Below are 18,658 nucleotides of genomic sequence, written 5' to 3'. Positions count from 1 at the left end.
ACCGCATATTATTGTCCCACTACAATCGCTCGTTGCTGGCTGCGTTTTCAGGCCCGCAACACTGCAAACACACGCATTGCATCAGTTTTTCCGACGGCTGTGGGTTTTGCCGACAGCCTTGTGTCATGATGCTCCCACCGCAGGTAAGCCGCCCTTCTTATATATGAATAGATCCTCCGCGTTGTTCCTTGCTCTTGCCTTTCTAGGCGGCTGTCAGTCCATGACCCCCGTCTCGTCGCAGCCCGTGCCCGCTCAGAAAGACGCGCCGCCGGCGCCTGAAGCGAAGCCACAGGTCTATGGCTCGTTCAGCCAGGACACTCTGGTCAGCCTGTTGAGCGCGGAGCTGGCAGGCCAGCGCAACCGCTTTGACATCGCCCTGGATAACTACGTGACCCAGGCGGTCAAGACTCAGGACCCGGGCGTTTCCGAGCGCGCTTATCAGATCGCCGAGTACATGGGCGCTGACCAGTCCGCGCTCGAAACCGCGCTGATCTGGGCAAGAAACGCGCCGAGCGACCTGGAAGCAAAACGCGCCGCAGCCATTCAACTGGCGCGGGCCGGCCGCTACGACGACTCTCTGGTGTACATGGAAAGAGTCCTGCAGGGTCAGGGCGACACCCACTTCGACTTTCTCGCCCTGTCTGCAGCCGAGACCGACCCGGACACGCGTAACGGTCTGCTCAAAAGCTTCGACCGACTGCTGGGCAAGTACCCGAAAAACGGCCAGCTGATTTTCGGCAAGGCGCTACTGCTTCAGCAGAATGGCGACTCCGAGCAGTCGCTCAAACTGCTCGAAGACAACCCGCCGAAAGAAGGCGAAATCGCGCCTATCCTGCTTCACGCCCGGCTGCTGCAAAGCATGAACCGCGGCAAGGAAGCCGTCCCGCTGCTGGAAAAAAGCATCAAAAAATACCCGGACGACAAGCGCCTGCGCCTGACCTATGCGCGCATGCTGGTCGAACAGAACCGCATGGAAGACGCCAAAGTGCAGTTTGCCGCACTTGTGCAGCAGTACCCTGATGACGACGAACTGCGTTTCTCGCTGGCACTGGTCTGTCTTGAAGCCAAGGCCTGGGAGGAAGCGGCGGGTTATCTGGAAGAATTGATCGCCCGTGGCGCGCACGTGGATTCAGCGCATTTGAACCTGGGCCGCATCCACGAAGAACGCGAAGACCCGCAAAGCGCGCTCAATGAATACGCTCAGGTCGGACCGGGCCCGGACTTTCTGGCAGCTCAATTGCGCCAGGCGGACATTCTGGTCAGCAATGGCAATGGTGCCGAAGCGGCCAAGCGCCTTTCCGAAGCCCGCGCCGAAGAGCCGGATTACGCCATTCAGCTCTACCTGATCGAAGCCGAGACCCTGACCAGCAATGATCAGCTGGACCGCGGCTGGCAGGTATTGAATCAGGCGCTCAAGCAATACCCGGATGACGCCAATCTGCTCTATACCCGCGCCATGCTGGCTGAAAAACGCAATGATCTGGCCCAGATGGAGAAAGACCTGCGGACCATCATCAAGCGCGAACCGGAAAACGCCATGGCGCTGAATGCGCTGGGCTACACCCTTTCTGATCGCACCACGCGCTACACCGAGGCCCGTGAACTGATCGAAAAAGCGCATCAGATCAGCCCCGATGACCCGGCCGTTCTCGACAGCCTTGGCTGGGTGAACTACCGCCTGGGCAATCTGGACGCCGCCGAACGCTACCTGCGTCAGGCGCTTGAGCGCTTCCCGGATCACGAAGTGGCCGCGCATCTGGGCGAAGTGCTGTGGGCCAAAGGCGATCAGCGCGAAGCTCGACAAGTCTGGGCCAAGGCCCTCGAACAACAACCCGACAGCACCGTCCTGCGTAGCACTCTGCGACGCCTGACCGGTTCAGAGAACCTTTGACGTTATGTTTTTGCGCCACGTAATCGTATTCAGCTTCATCGCCCTGCTCGCCGGCTGCGCCGGCCTCACCTCCCGCGAAGCGGTTCAGGGCAAGGGCGACCCCGCGCAATGGCGCGAACACAAACAGCAACTGAGCAGCCTTGATGGCTGGCAGATCAACGGCAAGGTCGGCATCCGCGCACCGAAGGATTCCGGCAGCGGCACGTTGTTCTGGCTGCAGCGTCAGGATTACTACGACATTCGCTTGTCCGGCCCGCTGGGCCGTGGTGCTGCGCGACTGACCGGCAGGCCTGGCGCTGTGGCGCTTGAGGTTGCCAATCAGGGCCGCTACGAAGCCCCGACCCCGGAAACGCTTCTGCAGGATCAGTTAGGCTGGAAACTGCCGGTCTCTCACCTGGTGTGGTGGGTGCGCGGCTTGCCGGCGCCTGACAGCAAAAGCAACGTGACACTCGATGGCGACAGCCGTCTGGCCAGCCTTGAGCAGGATGGCTGGCAGGTCGAATACCTCAGTTACGTCGAACAGAACGGCTATTGGCTGCCGGAACGCGTCAAGCTGCACGGTCAGGACCTTGATGTCACGCTGGTCATCAAGGACTGGCAGCCTCGCAAACTGGGGCAATGACAATGGTTGAAGCACAACTGGTGCTGCCCGCCCCGGCAAAACTTAACCTGATGCTGCACATTCTGGGTCGCCGTCCTGACGGCTACCATGAACTGCAAACCCTGTTTCAATTTCTCGATTACGGCGACGAGCTCGGCTTTGCGCTTCGCCAAGACGGTGTTATTCGCCTGCAGACCGACGTCCCCGGCGTTGCGCATGACAGCAACCTGATCGTCAAAGCCGCCCGCGCCCTGCAAAAACAGTCCGGCTGCACCCTGGGCATGGACATCTGGCTGGAAAAACGCCTGCCCATGGGTGGCGGTATCGGCGGTGGCAGCTCGGATGCGGCAACCACATTGCTGGGCCTCAATCATTTGTGGCAGTTGGGCTGGGATGAAGATCGCCTCGCACAACTGGGCCTCACACTGGGTGCCGATGTACCGGTTTTTGTCCGTGGACACGCCGCTTTTGCTGAGGGTGTCGGGGAAATTCTGACCCCCGTAGACCCGGAAGAACCATGGTATTTGGTGCTCGTGCCGCAAGTCGCTGTAAGTACAGCAGAAATTTTTTCAGATCCGTTGTTGACACGCGACACTGCGCCCATTAAAGTGCGCCCCGTTCCCAAGGGAAACAGTCGAAATGACTGTAAGGCGGCTGTAGAGAGGCGTTACCCAGAAGTACGTAACGCTTTGAATTTGTTAGGTAAATTTACCGAAGCAAAATTAACCGGAACTGGAAGTTGTGTGTTTGGGGCCTTCCCAAACAAAGCTGAAGCTGATAAAGTCTCGGCCCTTCTTACAGAGACCCTTACGGGGTTCGTAGCGAAAGGAAGTAACATTTCGATGTTGCATCGCAAGCTGCAAATTCTGTAGCAGGAATTGAGTGCGAAACACTCGATTGATTCAATTACAGGGGCGTCGCCAAGCGGTAAGGCAGCAGGTTTTGATCCTGCCATGCGTTGGTTCGAATCCAGCCGCCCCTGCCATTTTCTATACTCATCCAGGTTACCCTCAGCCTCTAGGTACTGCGCGTGTCCAAGATGATGGTCTTTACGGGGAATGCCAACCCCGATCTCGCTCGGCGTGTAGTACGTCAGCTGCATATCCCACTGGGTGATGTCTCTGTCGGAAAATTTTCCGACGGTGAAATCAGCACTGAGATCAATGAAAACGTTCGCGGTAAAGACGTCTTCATCATTCAGCCGACTTGCGCCCCGACGAACGATAACCTGATGGAACTCGTCGTGATGGCTGATGCCTTCCGCCGCTCCTCAGCGTCCCGAATCACTGCTGTGATTCCTTACTTTGGTTATGCCCGCCAGGATCGCCGTCCGCGCTCCGCACGTGTTGCTATCAGCGCGAAAGTCGTTGCCGATATGCTCACCGTGGTGGGAATCGACCGTGTTCTCACGGTTGATCTTCATGCTGACCAAATACAGGGTTTCTTCGATATTCCGGTAGATAACATCTACGGCTCCCCTGTTCTGGTGGATGACATCGAAGACCAGCGCTTTGAAAACCTGATGATCGTTTCCCCGGATATCGGCGGTGTCGTGCGTGCACGTGCTGTTGCCAAATCCCTGGGCGTCGATCTCGGTATCATCGACAAACGCCGTGAGAAAGCCAATCACTCTGAAGTGATGCATATCATCGGTGATGTCGAAGGGCGTACCTGCATTCTGGTTGATGACATGGTCGATACCGCCGGCACTCTGTGCCATGCGGCCAAGGCCCTGAAAGAGCATGGCGCTGCCAAGGTCTTTGCCTACTGCACACACCCTGTGCTGTCGGGTCGGGCGATCGAAAACATTGAAAATTCCGTGCTGGACGAACTGGTGGTCACCAACACCATCCCGTTGTCCGCCGCCGCACAAGCCTGCAGCCGTATCCGCCAACTGGATATTGCGCCGGTAGTCGCTGAGGCGGTTCGCCGTATCAGCAACGAAGAATCGATCAGCGCGATGTTCCGTTAAGGGCTTCCCTTAGCAGATATCAAGCCGACGAAAAGCGCCCCGCCCTGACATCCGGTCAGGGCGGGGCTTTTTTGCCCATACCGCCCGAGCGCTGGTCGCAAACGCAACGGTGGATGTGGTTAATTTGGAGATACAACATGAACGATTTTACCCTGAATGCCGAACTGCGTTCCGACCTGGGGAAAGGTGCGAGCCGCCGCCTGCGTCGTCTCGCTAGCCTGGTTCCAGCTGTAGTCTACGGTGGCGACAAAGCCCCCGAGTCCATCAGCATGCTGGCCAAAGAAGTTGCCAAACTGCTCGAGAACGAGGCTTCTTACAGCCACATCATCGAGCTGAACGTTGGTGGCACCAAGCAAAACGTCATCATCAAGGCACTGCAACGTCACCCGGCCAAAGGCCACGTGCTGCACGCTGACTTCGTACGCGTTGTAGCCGGTCAGAAACTGACCGCTATCGTGCCTGTACACTTCATCGGCGAAGAAGCTCCGATCAAGAAAGGCGGCGAAGTTTCGCACGTAACTTCCGAGCTGGAAGTTTCCTGCCTGCCGAAAGATCTGCCTGAGTTCATCGAAGTAGACGTGTCTGCTCTGGAAATCGGCTCGATCGTTCACCTGTCCGACGTCAAAGCACCGAAAGGCGTTGAGTTCGTAGCACTGGCGCACGGCAACGACCTGGCCATCGCCAACGTCCACGCACCGCGCGTCGTCAAAGATGAAGACGAAGAAGCTGCAGAAGGCGCTGCCGAGTAATTCATTACTTGGTAACGCGGGAGTTGCTCAGGAAACATCGCGAGCGATAGCAGGCATAGCGGGCGAGATCGCGGAGTTTACATCATGGTAAATGAGCAGTTTTTGTCCACATTGCCGCTGTCGTCAGCGGTTTAACCCACAACTCCAAAGGAAGAGCCCCTGTCGTGACCGCCATACAACTGATCGTGGGCCTGGGAAATCCAGGCGCTGAATACGAACAGACCCGGCATAACGCAGGGGCTTTTTTCGTTGAGCGTATTGCTGCGGCGCAACGAGTCAATCTCGTTCCCGAGCGCAAATTCTTTGGCCTGACCGGACGCTTTACGCATCAGGGTCAGGATGTTCGTCTGCTGATCCCCACCACCTACATGAACCGCAGCGGCCAGGCTGTCGCGGCGCTTGCGGGCTTCTACCGTATCCCGATCGAGTCGATTCTGGTGGCGCACGACGAACTGGACCTGCCTCCGGGCGTTGCCAAACTCAAAGTGGGCGGCGGTCATGGCGGTCACAACGGCCTGCGCGACATCATCGCGCAGCTCGGCAACCAGAACACATTTCATCGCTTGCGGCTTGGCATTGGCCACCCGGGCGATGCCAGCAAGGTATCCGGCTTTGTCCTGGGTCGAGCGCCACGCGCCGAACAGGAAAAACTGGACGCCAGTATCGACTTTGCCCTCGGCGTGCTGCCGGATATCTTCGCCGGTGAATGGAACCGGGCGATGAAAAACCTGCACAGCCAGAAGGCCTGACATCACTCGAGGGGAAACACCATGGGATTCAATTGCGGCATCGTCGGCCTGCCTAACGTCGGCAAGTCCACCCTGTTCAACGCCCTGACCAAATCCGGTATTGCAGCCGAAAACTTCCCCTTCTGCACCATCGAGCCGAACACCGGCATCGTGCCAATGCCTGACCCGCGTCTGGCGGCCCTGGCGGCCATCGTCAACCCGAAACGCATCCTGCCAACCACCATGGAGTTCGTCGACATCGCCGGCCTCGTGGCAGGTGCCTCGAAAGGCGAAGGTCTGGGCAACAAGTTTCTCGCCAACATCCGCGAGACCGATGCCATAGCCCACGTAGTGCGCTGCTTCGAAGACGAGAACGTGATTCACGTTTCCAACAGCGTCGACCCAAAACGCGACATCGAGATCATCGACCTGGAACTGATCTTCGCCGACCTCGACAGCTGCGAAAAACAACTGCAAAAGGTCACGCGCAACGCCAAGGGCGGCGACAAGGACGCAGTGGTCCAGAAAGGTCTGCTCGAGCAACTGATTGCACACTTCAGCGAAGGCAAGCCGGCCCGCAGCCTGATGAAAAGCATGAGCAATGACGACAAAGCCGTCATTCGTGGTTTCCACCTGCTGACCACCAAGCCGGTCATGTACATTGCCAACGTCGCCGAAGACGGCTTCGAGAACAACCCGCTGCTGGACGTAGTCCGCGCCATCGCCGAAGAAGAAGGCGCAATGCTGGTGCCGGTCTGCAACAAGATCGAAGCAGAAATCGCCGAGCTCGATGACGGCGAAGAGAAAGACATGTTCCTTGAAGCCCTGGGCCTCGAAGAACCCGGTCTGAACCGCGTGATCCGCGCCGGCTACGAAATGCTCCACCTGCAGACCTACTTCACCGCTGGCGTCGAAGAAGTCCGCGCCTGGACCGTCCGCGTCGGCGCCACCGCACCACAGGCCGCAGGCGTCATCCACACCGACTTTGAAAAAGGCTTTATTCGCGCCGAAGTCGTGGCCTATGACGACTTTATCCAGTTCAAGGGTGAAGCCGGCGCCAAGGAAGCGGGTAAGTGGCGCCTGGAAGGCAAGGAATACATCGTCAAGGACGGTGATGTGATGCATTTCAGGTTTAACGTGTAAATTGTAGGTAACATTGCAGGTGATTGCATAAGCTAGCTTAAAAGCTTAAAAATCGCTCAGAAAGCCCCACTCTATGGGGCTTTCGCGTTTCTATGTGTTGCATGCGATTGCACGACCATGCAGAAAAAAAGCGACTACGCTGGTGTATATGTTTTTTGGACAAGCCGTTTTTAGGTGTATACGATGAATGCATCCTGTGAAAACCGAGTCATCCGATGCTCACCGACGCTCACTGCCGGGCTGCAAAAGCCAAAGACAAGCTGTATCGCATTAACGACGCTAGAGGCCTGTACCTTGAGGTAAAACCTAACGGGGTGCGGGCATGGCGATACCGCTTTAAGCTTTGTGGAAAAGCCTCCTGGTTCGCCCTGGGCGATTATCCCGACCTGTCGCTGGCAAATGCCCGAGAGAAGTGCGATGAGGCCCGCAAGCTGGTCAGACAGGGCATCAACCCAGTACAGAACAGACAGCTCACGAAAATCAAACGGGAGATGGATGCTTCCAACACATTTGAGACAATCGCCCAAGAGTGGCTTGCTCTTAAGAGCTGGGAGCCGGTGACGAAATCTCGGAGACTGGGGATGCTAAAAAGGGTTGTTTTCCCTTCGATAGGGAAGCTTCCAGTTCGCACCATCACATCAGCACATGTACTCGACATCCTGAATAAAACCGTGAAGCGCGGGGCCCCAACCGTAGCTGCCGAAGCAAAACGCACAATGTCAGGAGTTTTTGAGCTAGCAGTCGCTACTCTCAGAGCGGACACCGACCCCGTATGGCCTGTGAGGAAGGCTTTGCCACCAAACAAAACCCAACACAAAGCGGCGCTTACGTCAGGCCAAGTAGGCAATCTACTTAATGCCTTCGACTCCCACGGGGGGCATTTCCAGACACAGATGGCATTCAGGTTAATGTGGTTGACGCTGACAAGAGCCAACGAAAGCGTTCAGGCGAGGTGGGATGAATTCGACCTAGCCAATGGGCTTTGGAAAATCCCTAAAGAGCGCATGAAGGCACGTCGGGAGCATTTGCTCCCCCTCCCCCGCCAGGCAGTCTCAATACTAACGACAATGCAGCCGATCACCGGCCAAAGCACGTATGTTTTTCCTAACCGAGATGATCGCCACAAGCCGATGTCTGATGCTGCTTTCCGCCAAGCACTGAAAAAACTGGGTTGGGCAACGATATATAGTCCCCATGGAACTCGTACAACAGGAAGCACGAGGCTTAACGAAATGGGTTACAGATCTGATGCAATTGAGGCGCAGCTGGCTCATGCGGAGCCTAATTCGGTTCGTAGGGCCTACAATCACGCTATATATATGGTTGAGCGAGCAGAAATGATGCAGCATTGGGCGGACAAGCTTGATCTGTGGAAAAAGGAGGCTTCAGATGCTGCGATCTGACAACGATGCCGACAAGGAAAGATTTCGCAGTCTACTGATCGAAAGCATCATAATGCACCCATCTTTAAATCATCTATCGCCGGATAAAAAGAAATCCTTAATAGGATTTCTAACAGAGCAAAAAGATGGGCTTATTGTTCTCGACAAAAGTGACACTCAAATCCGGCTAAGAGCATTGACTAAAGCAGCTTCTGACGCTAAACGACTTGCACACTCCTTAACGCTATTAAACAAACATGACATTGACGTATTCAACCTCACAAACTCTGATAAATCAGACCTAAGCGAACGGACTACAAACCTAAAAAAAATGGCACAAGAGCTGGAAACAATAGCTCAACACAGAGTAGAAGACACGAGCAACTATGCAAGAAAAGCTAGAATGTTACGTGCATTATATGCATGGCCTTTGATAACCAAGCTACAAGAATACGAAATCTCAACAACTATTAGAAATGATTTCGCTTCAACATCTGCCTACGTCCAACCAAACGAAAGTGTGCAATATCTACCAGACGTCCAAGGCAACGCGACTGCGGCCATGAGGTGCATAATGCTCGCCCTCCACTCCTCAAATAGTAAAAACTTGGACTGGAGCTTAACCGTATCACTCATAAAACTCGGAAAACCACTAGTAGAACAAACAGTCATACAAACGAAGGCACTCTTAAAAGTTAAAGAGATAATGACCCCATACGTTAACCAGCTGCACTACGCCATGTCCCTTACCGTTGATGCTCTTGAGACTCATACAGACGATAAACAGTATTCAAATATATCTGACAGGCAAAACCAACCACAACCAACCCGAAAACCAAGGGCTGTCGATAATTGAAAGCACGGGCATATTAATCAGCCAATAGGGTAATCCGGTTTTTTATTGCCCTACCAAAAGCGCCTCCATCCTACGCGCTCGGAGTTTCCCGACCCGATCAAATTTGGGTGAATACCCACGAGGCAAGCGTAGTTATCATACTTTGATCGTTATTTTCAGAAGAAAAAGTAGACGTACTCTTTAAGCATTGGACTACGACACTAATTAAGTTACAGCCTAGCACGGTATGAGCTGGCTTATACGCCGGCTCCAATATTCCCTCGGGCGCTATCTCGAATCAGCCGGACAACGCGTGGAGGCCGGGTCAAGGGCCGCCGCACCGGCTCATCGGGCCTGCCCGATGAACGGAGCGCCGGGGCGAAGCCTTCACCCTTGATGCGGTTGGAACGTATCCGATCCACGAACCCCACATTTCAAGCCACTGGCTGACGCCTGATGCTGTGCTCCCGTTTTCTTTCAGGAGCCAGCACCATGATGCGACCCGACGCCAAAGTCGAGAAAGTCTACCTCTATCCCAAACCCGTGGATTTCAGAAAATCCATCGATGGCTTAGCTGCTTTGGTCGAGTTGGATATTAAAGTGGCGGTCTTTGATCCGGTGCTCTTTGTCTTTCTCAACAAATCCCGGAATCGAGTGAAGATTTTGTATTGGGAGCGTAACGGCTTCTGCCTTTGGCTCAAGCGTCTCGAGTCCGAGCGTTTCAAAATCTCGCCAGATGATGTCGACGAAGCCATTGTGCTGACGGTTCAGGAATTGAATTGGCTGCTGGATGGATTTGATCTGTGGCGCAACCGTCCTCATAAGATTTTGACTCCAAGGTTTGTTGCCTGACGGGTATAATCCAGGGCATGCGACCATTGCCCGACAACCTTCCTGACGATCCCGTATTGCTCAAACAGATGCTGCTTGAGAGCTACGAAGCACGCTCGCGCGAACAGGAAGTTAAAGACGCCTACGCCACTCACATCGTTGATCTCAAAGAGCAGATCAAGCTGCTGCGTGACCGTATTTTTGGTCGAAAGTCCGAACAAACCGTCGAGCCTAATACCCCTCAACTTGCCTTGTTCAATGAACCTGAAAGCGAGCCTATGCTCCCGGTCGGCGATGCTGATGAGGAAGTAGTTGCTCCTGCGCCACGCCGTGGCAAGCGCAAGCCACTGTCGGCTGATCTGCCGCGCATTGAAGTCATCCACGAGCTGCCCGAACACGAACTGACCTGTGCCTGCGGTTGCCGCAAGCATGTCGTCAGCGAGGAAACCAGCGAGCAACTGGATATCGTGCCGATGCAGATTCGGGTGATCAAACACATCCGCAAAGTCTACGGCTGTCGTGGCTGTGAGTCGGCACCGGTCACAGCCGGCAAGCCTGCGCAGTTGATTGAAAAGAGCATGGCCAGCCCCAGCGTGTTGGCCATGCTGCTGACCACCAAGTATGTCGACGGCTTGCCGCTGCATCGTTTTGAAACGGTGCTAAGCCGACATGGCATAGAAATCCCGCGTCAAACGTTGGCCCGCTGGATTATCCAGTGCGGCGAACATTTGCAGCCGCTGTTAAATCTGATGCGTGATCGATTGCTGGAAAGCCCGGTCATCCACTGTGACGAAACCCGCGTTCAGGTACTGAAAGAACCAGATCGAGACCCGACCAGCCAATCCTGGATGTGGGTACAGGCCAGCGGGCCTCCAGATCATAAAGTCGTATTGTTCGACTACACTTCCAGCCGCGCGCAGGACGTACCGTTACGGCTGCTGGAAAGTTATCGCGGCTATGTGATGACTGATGATTACGCGGGCTATAACGCGCTGGCGTTACAACCGGGCGTGGAGCGCTTGGCGTGTATGGCCCATGCGCGGCGCAAATTTGTCGAAGCACAAAAAGTGCAACCTAAGGGCAAGACCGGGCGTGCCGATATCGCGCTGACGATGATCAATAAGCTGTACGGTATCGAGCGCGAATTGAAAGACGGCAGCGACGAACAGCGCTTTACCGGTCGGCAGGAGAAAAGCCTGCCAATCTTGGCTCAGTTGAAAAGCTGGCTGGATAAAACTCAGTCCCACGTGACGCCGCAAAGCGTGCTGGGCAAGGCAGTTGGTTATCTGGCGAATAACTGGAGTCGGCTGAAGCGTTACGTGGAAGCCGGCTTTTTACCGATCGACAACAACCCGGCAGAGCGCGCAATAAAGCCGTTTGTTATTGGGCGCAAAGCCTGGCTGTTCAGCGACACGCCTAAAGGCGCCACCGCCAGTGCACAGATCTATAGCTTGGTCGAGACCGCCAAGGTCAACGGCCAGGAGCCCTATACGTGGCTGCGCCACGTACTGGAGAGGTTGCCACTTGCGCAGTCGGTGGCCGACTATGAGGCGTTGCTGCCGTGGAACTGCTCACCGGAAATGCCAAGATAAACGGAAGCCGCATCTGATGGTAGGTGTGGTTGGTGGATCGCTTACGTTGGAACGACCCCAGCCTCTGCAAGGGTAGCTGATGGGTGCTCTTCCCATCAGCTACCCGCCGCGTCGCAAGGCAGACTTGGGGCGTCCAGAGGGGCAAGGCCCCTTTGGCCCGAGCGGAGCGGATCACATTGTCTCGACGGGATTTCCGAGACGCGGCCTCACGAGCCAAAAACTGATCGGCAGCGTATTCCAGTGCGGCCCAATATGCTGGATCTAAAATCAGCAGCTCGCCTTGGACAAACTTATGCGCAATCATGCCTCCACCCCTGGAAGCCAAAGTCCACGCTTCACAAACTGCTTGAATGCGCCTTCGACGTACAACGTTCCGGTGAGTACCTGCCAAGCTCGATAGCTCCACTTGATAGCAAGGATCGAGAAAGGCACTGCCATCGACAAGATGCTGATGCAGGTCATCGCCATGCTGCCTGTTGCGAGGCTGTACAAGGCGATCAAAGGACAAAGCGCAGCTAATACCCAAAACATCCGAGATTGTCGTGTGTGTGATTTAATCAAGCCCATCTGCTCTTCTTCACTCATGCCATTGAGGCGGGCACGACCCTTTTTACTAATAAGGGGAATCAGCACCTCATTGATTGAGTTTTGATCGCGCTTGGTAAAAACGCCGAACCCACAGCCACCCGAACAAGTCCATGGGTAAATCGCATTTTCGTCTGGTTCTGCGTCTTTGTGAACGAACATCACCCCCTTGTCGCACACAGGACAATGCGGGTTCCTGATCGTGCTCACCAAGTCTTTTAAATGTTGGTGGTTCGTTGAAATACTGCGCCATCCAAAGATCGAAAGAGGCATGGAAAAGAACATGAATTTTGCAGCCTTCTTTGCAGTTTTCACAATCTTCATTTCAAAGCACCTTACGCGCACGATGGCGACGTTTCACAGAGATATTGGACAGAACTTTTTCAGCTACAGCGATAAGCACCGCCATGATGTCCTGAGAGGGGAGTTCTTCTACCTTGCATCCTTGTTTCATGGTTCCGACTTCCGGGGTCAGTGGTACAAATTACCGGCCCGCAGGGGCCGGATAATTACAGCGACGGATCGCTGTCACCCTTATTATTTGGGGTTGCTGGTTTCGCGGCTTCTACCGTCTGATCCCACCATTTTTTCATGAGCGCTACCGTGTGGGGCGTGAGTTCTTGCAGCACAGGCTCATCAGCAGGCAGCACTCGGATATGTTTACCGCTTAACCAATTTTTAGACAGATCGTAGTAATGCAAAACAAGCTTAGTGATCGTATCTTGTGGAGCATTTTTTAATACTTCCATTGTGCTCATGGAAATAATCGAAAGGCTAGATATTGCATAGTTTGCTTCTTGTATTGTCACCAAAAGATTAGCGTTCTCTTTTTGCAATGCGGCATAGCCAGCCTTCCATTTATTGTTTACCTCAATCCATTGGCTATTTGCGTCTTCAAACCCTGCGTCATAACCTTCATTACGCCCCTTTTGATAACCCTGCCTGCGGCCAATAATTACCCCAGTGGTTTCTGCGTTAAAGTCATAAGACATAGTTATAGTCCCCTTTAAGTAATAATCGGCTTTTCATTGTTAACGTTGCCATCTCGGCCACTAGTCTTCGGTGAAGTTTCAGAAGCAAACGATCCGCCACCAAATCCGATAGGCCCATCATCAGCAGCCCCGGACGGGGCGACCCCCTGCGGGCCTGAACTAAGCAACTTAGATGCACCGCTCTGGCCACTACGGCCACCGCCATCACCATCACCATCACCAACTTTATGTTGAAGGCCAGACGTCCCCCCACCGCGAATTGGCTTTTTCCCGCCACCGCTAGAGCCATTGCCCAAGCTGCTTGGCCCAAATTTTTCTGTGTTGCTTCGCATCTCACTAGTGGCCTGTGTCGATCCCATAGAGTCGATGCCGATGCCGATCCATTTCAAGACCACATCTGGCAAAGTCTGCGACAACCCAAAGATCATGTAGATGACAGGCAGCAATAGCAGGCCATACATGATTAACCAGTTGCGCCATTGGAAGAACTCAACAAACCAGCCCAAAGATTCCGCACTGGTCACATTGGCCGCGTGCATTGCCCAAAACGCTTTACTGATATACAGCAGGATTGGATTTGCTATTGCCATCGCTGCAAACAAACCGAAAACGATCAGTACAGGTCTAGCAAACAGCGATAACAGCATTAAATAACCTTGTGTCTGCGAACCGACAAAAGATCGCTCTGGCGTCATGTGCATCAGCGCCCAAAGTGGCGCAGCCACAACTGCTTGCAGAACACCAAGAACCCACCCGACCACGGCAATAATGAAAATGGTGTAGGGCAGAGATGGCAGAAAAACACCAAAGTAAAATGCTAGTATTCCTACCCAGCTAGCAACTTCAACAAGTGGCTTTAAGAAATTATAGATAACCCATTCAAGCAATGTGTCAGCCAACGGAGTTGCATCAATACTAGTTCCGAAAAATGATACTGACCCAACCCCAGCAGCTACCGCTTTAGCGCCTGATAGCGCAGTATGCACAATGCGATTTGTTGTGATAGCGGATGCCTGCATAAGTGCCAGAACATCACCAGTCGTCTTGATCCGGGCAATTGCATCAACATCACCGTCTGTACCAATTAGCGTGGCCGTAACTCGCTCCATACCCCAGCCGATAAAGTTGCTCATAATGCTGTCGCCACGACTACCCAAGGTATCGATGTTCAAATCATCCAGCGATGCCGGCGCTAAAGCCGCTTTAATGTCTGCTGCATTGGGCGTGACGGGCTGCTTATAGTTTGAGCCATCAAGCGACTTGCTAATGATTGCCTGATATACAGTCTGATAGCTGTTTAACGCCAACTGGCCCCCCGGGCCTCTAGGCAGCATGTTCAGGTTCGGCTGCGTTGCAACCGCAACAGGCTCTGCAAACATAGCTCCCATCTCTTGCCGAATTCCAGAGAGGCGCTGATAAAAACCCCCAGCCATCGCCCAACCGTCTTTAGTCACATCCTCGACGTACTTCGCCATTATTTTTTGTAGCGTCTTATCATTCGTCATTTGCGACGTTAGATTTTGAGTAAGCGTATTTTGTGCTTGATTGATAATGGAGTTAAAGCGATCACTCTTAACAGCATCCCATCCGGTCTTAGTTATATCCGTGGGCCAAGTGTTAACCCATGCATCAATATCGGCCATCACCTTGTTCATGGCGGCGATCTTGGCGTTAAGCGTGGCATGGCGTACTGCCTGCATCGCGGCCTTATTGCTGGTAATCGTAGCAGGATCGAAAATTGAACTCGTAGAGGTTGAGGTCGTCACCAGTTCCGCAGGGACGCTAAAGCTATAGACCTTAATCGACCCACAAATTGGGGTGCCACCGCCAAGGTTGGTGGCCGCATTTCTATCTTTGATGAGGTAGATCGCAGCCTGTCGTCCTATGCCGTCCTGTACCTTGGAGTCAGGCTTGGAAAGCGCCTGTACAGCGGTAGGCTGGTCAAGCGACCTATAAATTGCATTGAGGGATCGGGCGCACCAGCTCGACGCCAAATAGGCTTGGCCGAACTGGCGAATGTCGTACAACGGATAGTTGGGGTTCGGCTTCGCGCCACTACCAAATCCAAGCTGGCTACTCACGCTGCTGAGCGAGCCGTTAACAATCCCGTTCTCCACACCGGCTTTGAATACGCCGTTGGCAAAACCAATCCCCCAAAGTCCAATTGTCAGTACGATGATCTGGATAATCGAATAACCGCTTGAAGCGGGCAGTAAGACTCCACCACCGAACACGATGCGCAGCGGAGTCCAAAGCGAACTCCATGCCTTGCCCATCGCTTCGCCCTCATTAGCCGTGTTGGCGACCCCGACAATGGCGATATACGAAACGAATAAAGACGCCAGTATCAGCAGACCAGAGTTGTACTGCACGAACATCGAGGCCAGCACGTTAGAGCTGGCAGTAACAGTTTCAGGGTCATTGCCTTGTGCCAAAGCGTCAATGACCGGCCCAAAGACTGCTTTAAGCACTCCAACACTTGCGTCTGAGCAACTGCTCGCGCCGTCCGTTGTGTCACACGGTGAAAAGGGCATTCCTGCCATCTGGAAAATCTCGCGGGGGAATTCACGAGAGAGTCTATAGGCCCACTGCATCCTTTAAAAGACAGGCAAAAATGGGACATGGACTATAGTCCATCTATTATGGACAACGCCCTATCAACTCATTGTTTTTAAAATAGAAAATATATTTTTTAGTATTGAAAATATCTCTAATAGGCGATAAATAATAATATTTATTGTCAACGCCAACTAAAAAGTGACCCCCTTCCGTGCTAAATCGCCAACTTAGTTTTGACCCCCCTCGGGTTCATATTTTCGAGCCGGTTCGGCCCGAGAAGATTTGGTTCCTGCTTTGCGCTTGTCCTTGAGTCGATAGCTTTCACCTGTCATCTGCACGATATGGGCATGATGTAACAGCCTGTCCAGCATGGCCGCTGTCAGTGTTTGATCATCCGCAAAGGTTCCGGCCCACTGGGTAAACGGCAAGTTACTCGTGAGGATCAGGCTGCCTTGCTCGTAGCGCTTGGCGACAACATTGAAGAACAGGTTGGCTTCATCACGACCAAACGGCAGGTAGCCGATTTCATCGATGACCAACAACCCAGGGGCCATCACCACACGACTGAAGTATTCCTTGAGCCGTTCCTGGCGGTGCGCAGCGGTCAGTTGCAGCATCAAGTCAGCCGCCGTGACGAAGCGGGTTTTGATACCGGCCATCACTGCCCGGTAGGCCAGGGCGATAGCCAGGTGGCTCTTGCCTACACCACTAGGCCCCAGGAACACGATGTTCTCGGCACGTCCAACAAAACTCAGTGCTGCCAGCTCCTGGAGCTGTGCCCGGGGGACGCCGGTGGCAAACGCGAAGTCGTATTGCTCCAGCGTTTTCACAGCGGGCAGCGCGGCAGTTTTCAGCAGGGCCTGTCGAGAGCGTTCACTTCGGGCATCGGTCTCGGCAGCCAGCAGCTTTTCGAGGAAGTCGGCAAAGCTGTCTTCGCCGCTTGCTGCTTGTTGGGCCAGGTGCGGCCAGTCCACCCCGACGCGCTCAAGCTTTAGCCCCTTGCATAGTTCTGTCAGGCGAGCATGTTGAAGGTTCATGCTCTCACCTCCAGCAGTTGCTCATAAACCGACAGCGGATGCTGCAAGCTCTCGTACGGCAGGACCCGTCCCAGGCGTAGGCCTTGGGCGGGTTGTGGGCGCAGGCTCTGTGTTGGCAGTGGTAATAGTACCTGCTGCTCTTGGGCCAGACGTACCGCCGGTTGAACACCCGTCGTGCCGTGAATCCGCTGATGAGCGACTTCGTCGAGCCATTGGCCGATATGTGCGTTGGCCGTCACCACATCCAGCGTCAGACCCGCACTCTTGAGCGTAGCGGCCAACGGGGTAATGAAACTGCCCTTCAGATACCCGTTGAAGCGCTCAACCTTGCCCTTGGTCTGGGCACGGTAAGGGCGGCAGACCTTGGGAATAAAACCAAACTCATCGGCCAGCGCAGCCAATCGGGGATGCCAACGGTGCTGGCCCTCCCCAAAAGCATCTCGCTCGGTGATGATGGTTCCGGCGTTATCAAACAATGCCTGCTCGGGCACGCCGCCAAAGTAAGCGAACGCCTCCCGAAGCCCTGTCAGCCAGGCTTCGCTGTCCTCTCGCTCGGAGAAACGGACAAAGCTTGCTCGACTAAAACCAAGTGTCGCCACGAACGCCTTAAGCGGCTGACGGCCTCGTCGAATGGTGGTGAAGTCCACCTGTATCTGCTTGCCGGGCAGTGTCTCGAAACGTACCACCGGCTCTTCTGCCTTACGTTTGAAGGGGCGAATATAAGCCTTCAGACGACTGACGCCGCCGCTGTACCCCAATGCCGTGATCTCACGCAGCAGGACGGTCGCCGGAATCCAGTGTGGGCGCGCCGCCTCAATACGCTCGTGCAGGTAGTCCTTGAAGGGGTCGATTTTGCACGGACGTGCGGGTCTCACCTTGTCACTGGGTAGCGACCGGGCCTTTCGCAGGTACTTGCGCACGGTGTTACGCGAAATACCCAGCTCACGGGCGATGAATTTGATGCCATGGCCCTGACGGGCCAACACTTTAATTTCCACAGACTGCTCCTGGGTCAACATATTGGCAGCTCAAAGCCGCCAGTTTTACCCAGGGGGGTCAATTCTAGGTTGGCGTTAGGGGGTCATTTTTACAGTGGCGGTGACAATTTATTTAGCAAGGTCTGTCACGTAGACTCCAGCATCCCGAAATTTGCCAGCAGATACGGTGAAAAGTGAGATTCAAGCTCAAGTATCAAGACAATAAAACATTAGGTATCCAGTACATTGGCAACCCCGTAGCTTGCGTACGCCTTCTCGATGAAACGACCGAGAGCGGCAACCAAAAGCAAAGCTATGTCTGCACGATCAGCCGATGGGATACCAAGCTGCCAGAACACGCAGTCCAGTTGCTTACAAAGGTTGAAGTCGAGGAGTGGAAGGCATGGAAGGCAGCCCATGATGCTGCGTTCAGACGTAAGCAGCTCGAAGCATCACTGGATGCCTTACCTCTTACGTTGAGGTATGCAACTACCGCCTTGACTGAGGAAGCGTGTACCGTCGATGAGGCACAGAAAACCGCTATTTGGTTGGCTCTGGACGCATTCAATCGTGCCATGGTGAAAGCTGGAATAGATCGTCCTACAAGGGGGCGCGGTCGGCCATCTTCGACAAAATTGGCTTCCCCAGAAATAGGAATGCCCATAATGCCGAACCTAGAACAACTTGGCTCCCCGCTTGAGTGTGCCTATCGGGGGATAGTGGAACGCTACAAAGCGTTACAGGCACGCTGCGTCGCCGAAAAATCAGATACTGATTAGATGCC

At 54.2% G+C, this 18,658-nt stretch carries 18 protein-coding genes and 1 tRNA gene; 13 read left to right on the top strand and 6 right to left on the bottom strand.

From position 1 onward, the window contains the following. Positions 1-163: 163 nt before the first annotated feature. The 12 genes from PSPTO_RS05860 (at position 164) to PSPTO_RS05805 (ending at position 11,724) form a co-directional block, all read left to right on the top strand. A complete protein-coding gene (locus PSPTO_RS05860; protein WP_011103429.1) occupies positions 164-1,891 on the top strand; it encodes a tetratricopeptide repeat protein in 1,728 nt (575 codons plus the stop codon). A 4-nt stretch (positions 1,892-1,895) separates the two neighbouring features. Further along, a complete protein-coding gene (lolB, locus tag PSPTO_RS05855; protein WP_005768866.1) occupies positions 1,896-2,513 on the top strand; it encodes a lipoprotein insertase outer membrane protein LolB in 618 nt (205 codons plus the stop codon). 2 nt (positions 2,514-2,515) lie between these two features. Next, positions 2,516-3,364, top strand: coding sequence for a 4-(cytidine 5'-diphospho)-2-C-methyl-D-erythritol kinase (ispE, locus tag PSPTO_RS05850; protein WP_005768868.1), 849 nt, complete (start codon positions 2,516-2,518; stop codon positions 3,362-3,364). A gap of 38 nt (positions 3,365-3,402) precedes the next feature. Further along, positions 3,403-3,477, top strand: a tRNA-Gln gene (locus tag PSPTO_RS05845). A gap of 45 nt (positions 3,478-3,522) precedes the next feature. Further along, positions 3,523-4,464: a ribose-phosphate pyrophosphokinase gene (locus tag PSPTO_RS05840; protein ID WP_002552145.1), complete on the top strand. Its 942-nt coding sequence runs from the start codon at positions 3,523-3,525 to the stop codon at positions 4,462-4,464. 137 nt (positions 4,465-4,601) lie between these two features. After that, positions 4,602-5,213 (top strand): 50S ribosomal protein L25/general stress protein Ctc, encoded by a 612-nt coding sequence (locus tag PSPTO_RS05835; RefSeq protein ID WP_005768871.1) that lies wholly within the window; start codon positions 4,602-4,604, stop codon positions 5,211-5,213. A 164-nt stretch (positions 5,214-5,377) separates the two neighbouring features. Then, on the top strand, positions 5,378-5,962 hold the full coding sequence (gene pth / locus PSPTO_RS05830) for an aminoacyl-tRNA hydrolase (RefSeq protein ID WP_011103428.1): 585 nt from the start codon (positions 5,378-5,380) through the stop codon (positions 5,960-5,962). A gap of 21 nt (positions 5,963-5,983) precedes the next feature. Next, positions 5,984-7,084, top strand: a complete 1,101-nt coding sequence (ychF, locus tag PSPTO_RS05825) for a redox-regulated ATPase YchF (RefSeq protein WP_005768873.1) — start codon at positions 5,984-5,986, stop codon at positions 7,082-7,084. Between the two features lie 215 nt (positions 7,085-7,299). After that, positions 7,300-8,487: a tyrosine-type recombinase/integrase gene (locus PSPTO_RS05820; protein ID WP_005615166.1), complete on the top strand. Its 1,188-nt coding sequence runs from the start codon at positions 7,300-7,302 to the stop codon at positions 8,485-8,487. Continuing rightward, the gene (locus PSPTO_RS05815) at positions 8,474-9,322 is read left to right on the top strand and encodes a hypothetical protein (protein WP_024421394.1); all 849 of its coding nucleotides are present in this window, start codon (positions 8,474-8,476) and stop codon (positions 9,320-9,322) included. The genes PSPTO_RS05820 and PSPTO_RS05815 overlap by 14 nt, the downstream gene beginning before the upstream one ends. 471 nt (positions 9,323-9,793) lie before the next feature. Then, entirely contained in the window at positions 9,794-10,153 is a 360-nt protein-coding gene (tnpB, locus tag PSPTO_RS05810) for an IS66 family insertion sequence element accessory protein TnpB (protein WP_003409203.1), read from the top strand. 17 nt (positions 10,154-10,170) lie between these two features. Next, positions 10,171-11,724, top strand: coding sequence for an IS66-like element ISPsy5 family transposase (locus tag PSPTO_RS05805; protein ID WP_003409202.1), 1,554 nt, complete (start codon positions 10,171-10,173; stop codon positions 11,722-11,724). A 300-nt stretch (positions 11,725-12,024) separates the two neighbouring features. Here the strand turns inward: PSPTO_RS05805 and PSPTO_RS05800 are convergent, their stop codons facing one another. From PSPTO_RS05800 to istA, 6 genes are all read right to left on the bottom strand, one after another. Beyond that, entirely contained in the window at positions 12,025-12,633 is a 609-nt protein-coding gene (locus PSPTO_RS05800) for a hypothetical protein (RefSeq protein WP_057443204.1), read from the bottom strand. Position 12,634: 1 nt separating this feature from the next. Beyond that, a complete protein-coding gene (locus tag PSPTO_RS30480) occupies positions 12,635-12,763 on the bottom strand; it encodes a hypothetical protein (RefSeq protein WP_264370964.1) in 129 nt (42 codons plus the stop codon). Between the two features lie 55 nt (positions 12,764-12,818). Further along, positions 12,819-13,301 (bottom strand): Yae1 family protein, encoded by a 483-nt coding sequence (locus PSPTO_RS05795; protein ID WP_057443205.1) that lies wholly within the window; start codon positions 13,299-13,301, stop codon positions 12,819-12,821. Between the two features lie 14 nt (positions 13,302-13,315). Next, the gene (locus tag PSPTO_RS05790) at positions 13,316-15,772 is read right to left on the bottom strand and encodes a DotA/TraY family protein (RefSeq protein WP_235023105.1); all 2,457 of its coding nucleotides are present in this window, start codon (positions 15,770-15,772) and stop codon (positions 13,316-13,318) included. A gap of 315 nt (positions 15,773-16,087) precedes the next feature. Then, positions 16,088-16,897: an IS21-like element ISPsy4 family helper ATPase IstB gene (istB, locus tag PSPTO_RS05785; protein ID WP_005741073.1), complete on the bottom strand. Its 810-nt coding sequence runs from the start codon at positions 16,895-16,897 to the stop codon at positions 16,088-16,090. Then, positions 16,894-17,916 carry an IS21-like element ISPsy4 family transposase gene (istA, locus tag PSPTO_RS05780; RefSeq protein ID WP_002551322.1) on the bottom strand — a complete coding sequence of 341 codons (1,023 nt, stop codon included), beginning with the start codon at positions 17,914-17,916 and terminating at the stop codon, positions 16,894-16,896. Before istA ends, istB begins: the two co-directional genes overlap by 4 nt. 152 nt (positions 17,917-18,068) lie before the next feature. On the opposite strand from istA, the gene PSPTO_RS05775 reads away from it, so the two are divergent. Beyond that, positions 18,069-18,653 (top strand): hypothetical protein, encoded by a 585-nt coding sequence (locus tag PSPTO_RS05775; RefSeq protein ID WP_057443120.1) that lies wholly within the window; start codon positions 18,069-18,071, stop codon positions 18,651-18,653. The last annotated feature ends 5 nt before the right edge of the window (positions 18,654-18,658 follow it).

The organism is Pseudomonas syringae pv. tomato str. DC3000, assembly GCF_000007805.1.
Classification (GTDB): Bacteria; Pseudomonadota; Gammaproteobacteria; order Pseudomonadales; family Pseudomonadaceae; genus Aquipseudomonas; species Aquipseudomonas avellanae.
This window is presented reverse-complemented; position numbering and strand designations above follow the sequence as displayed.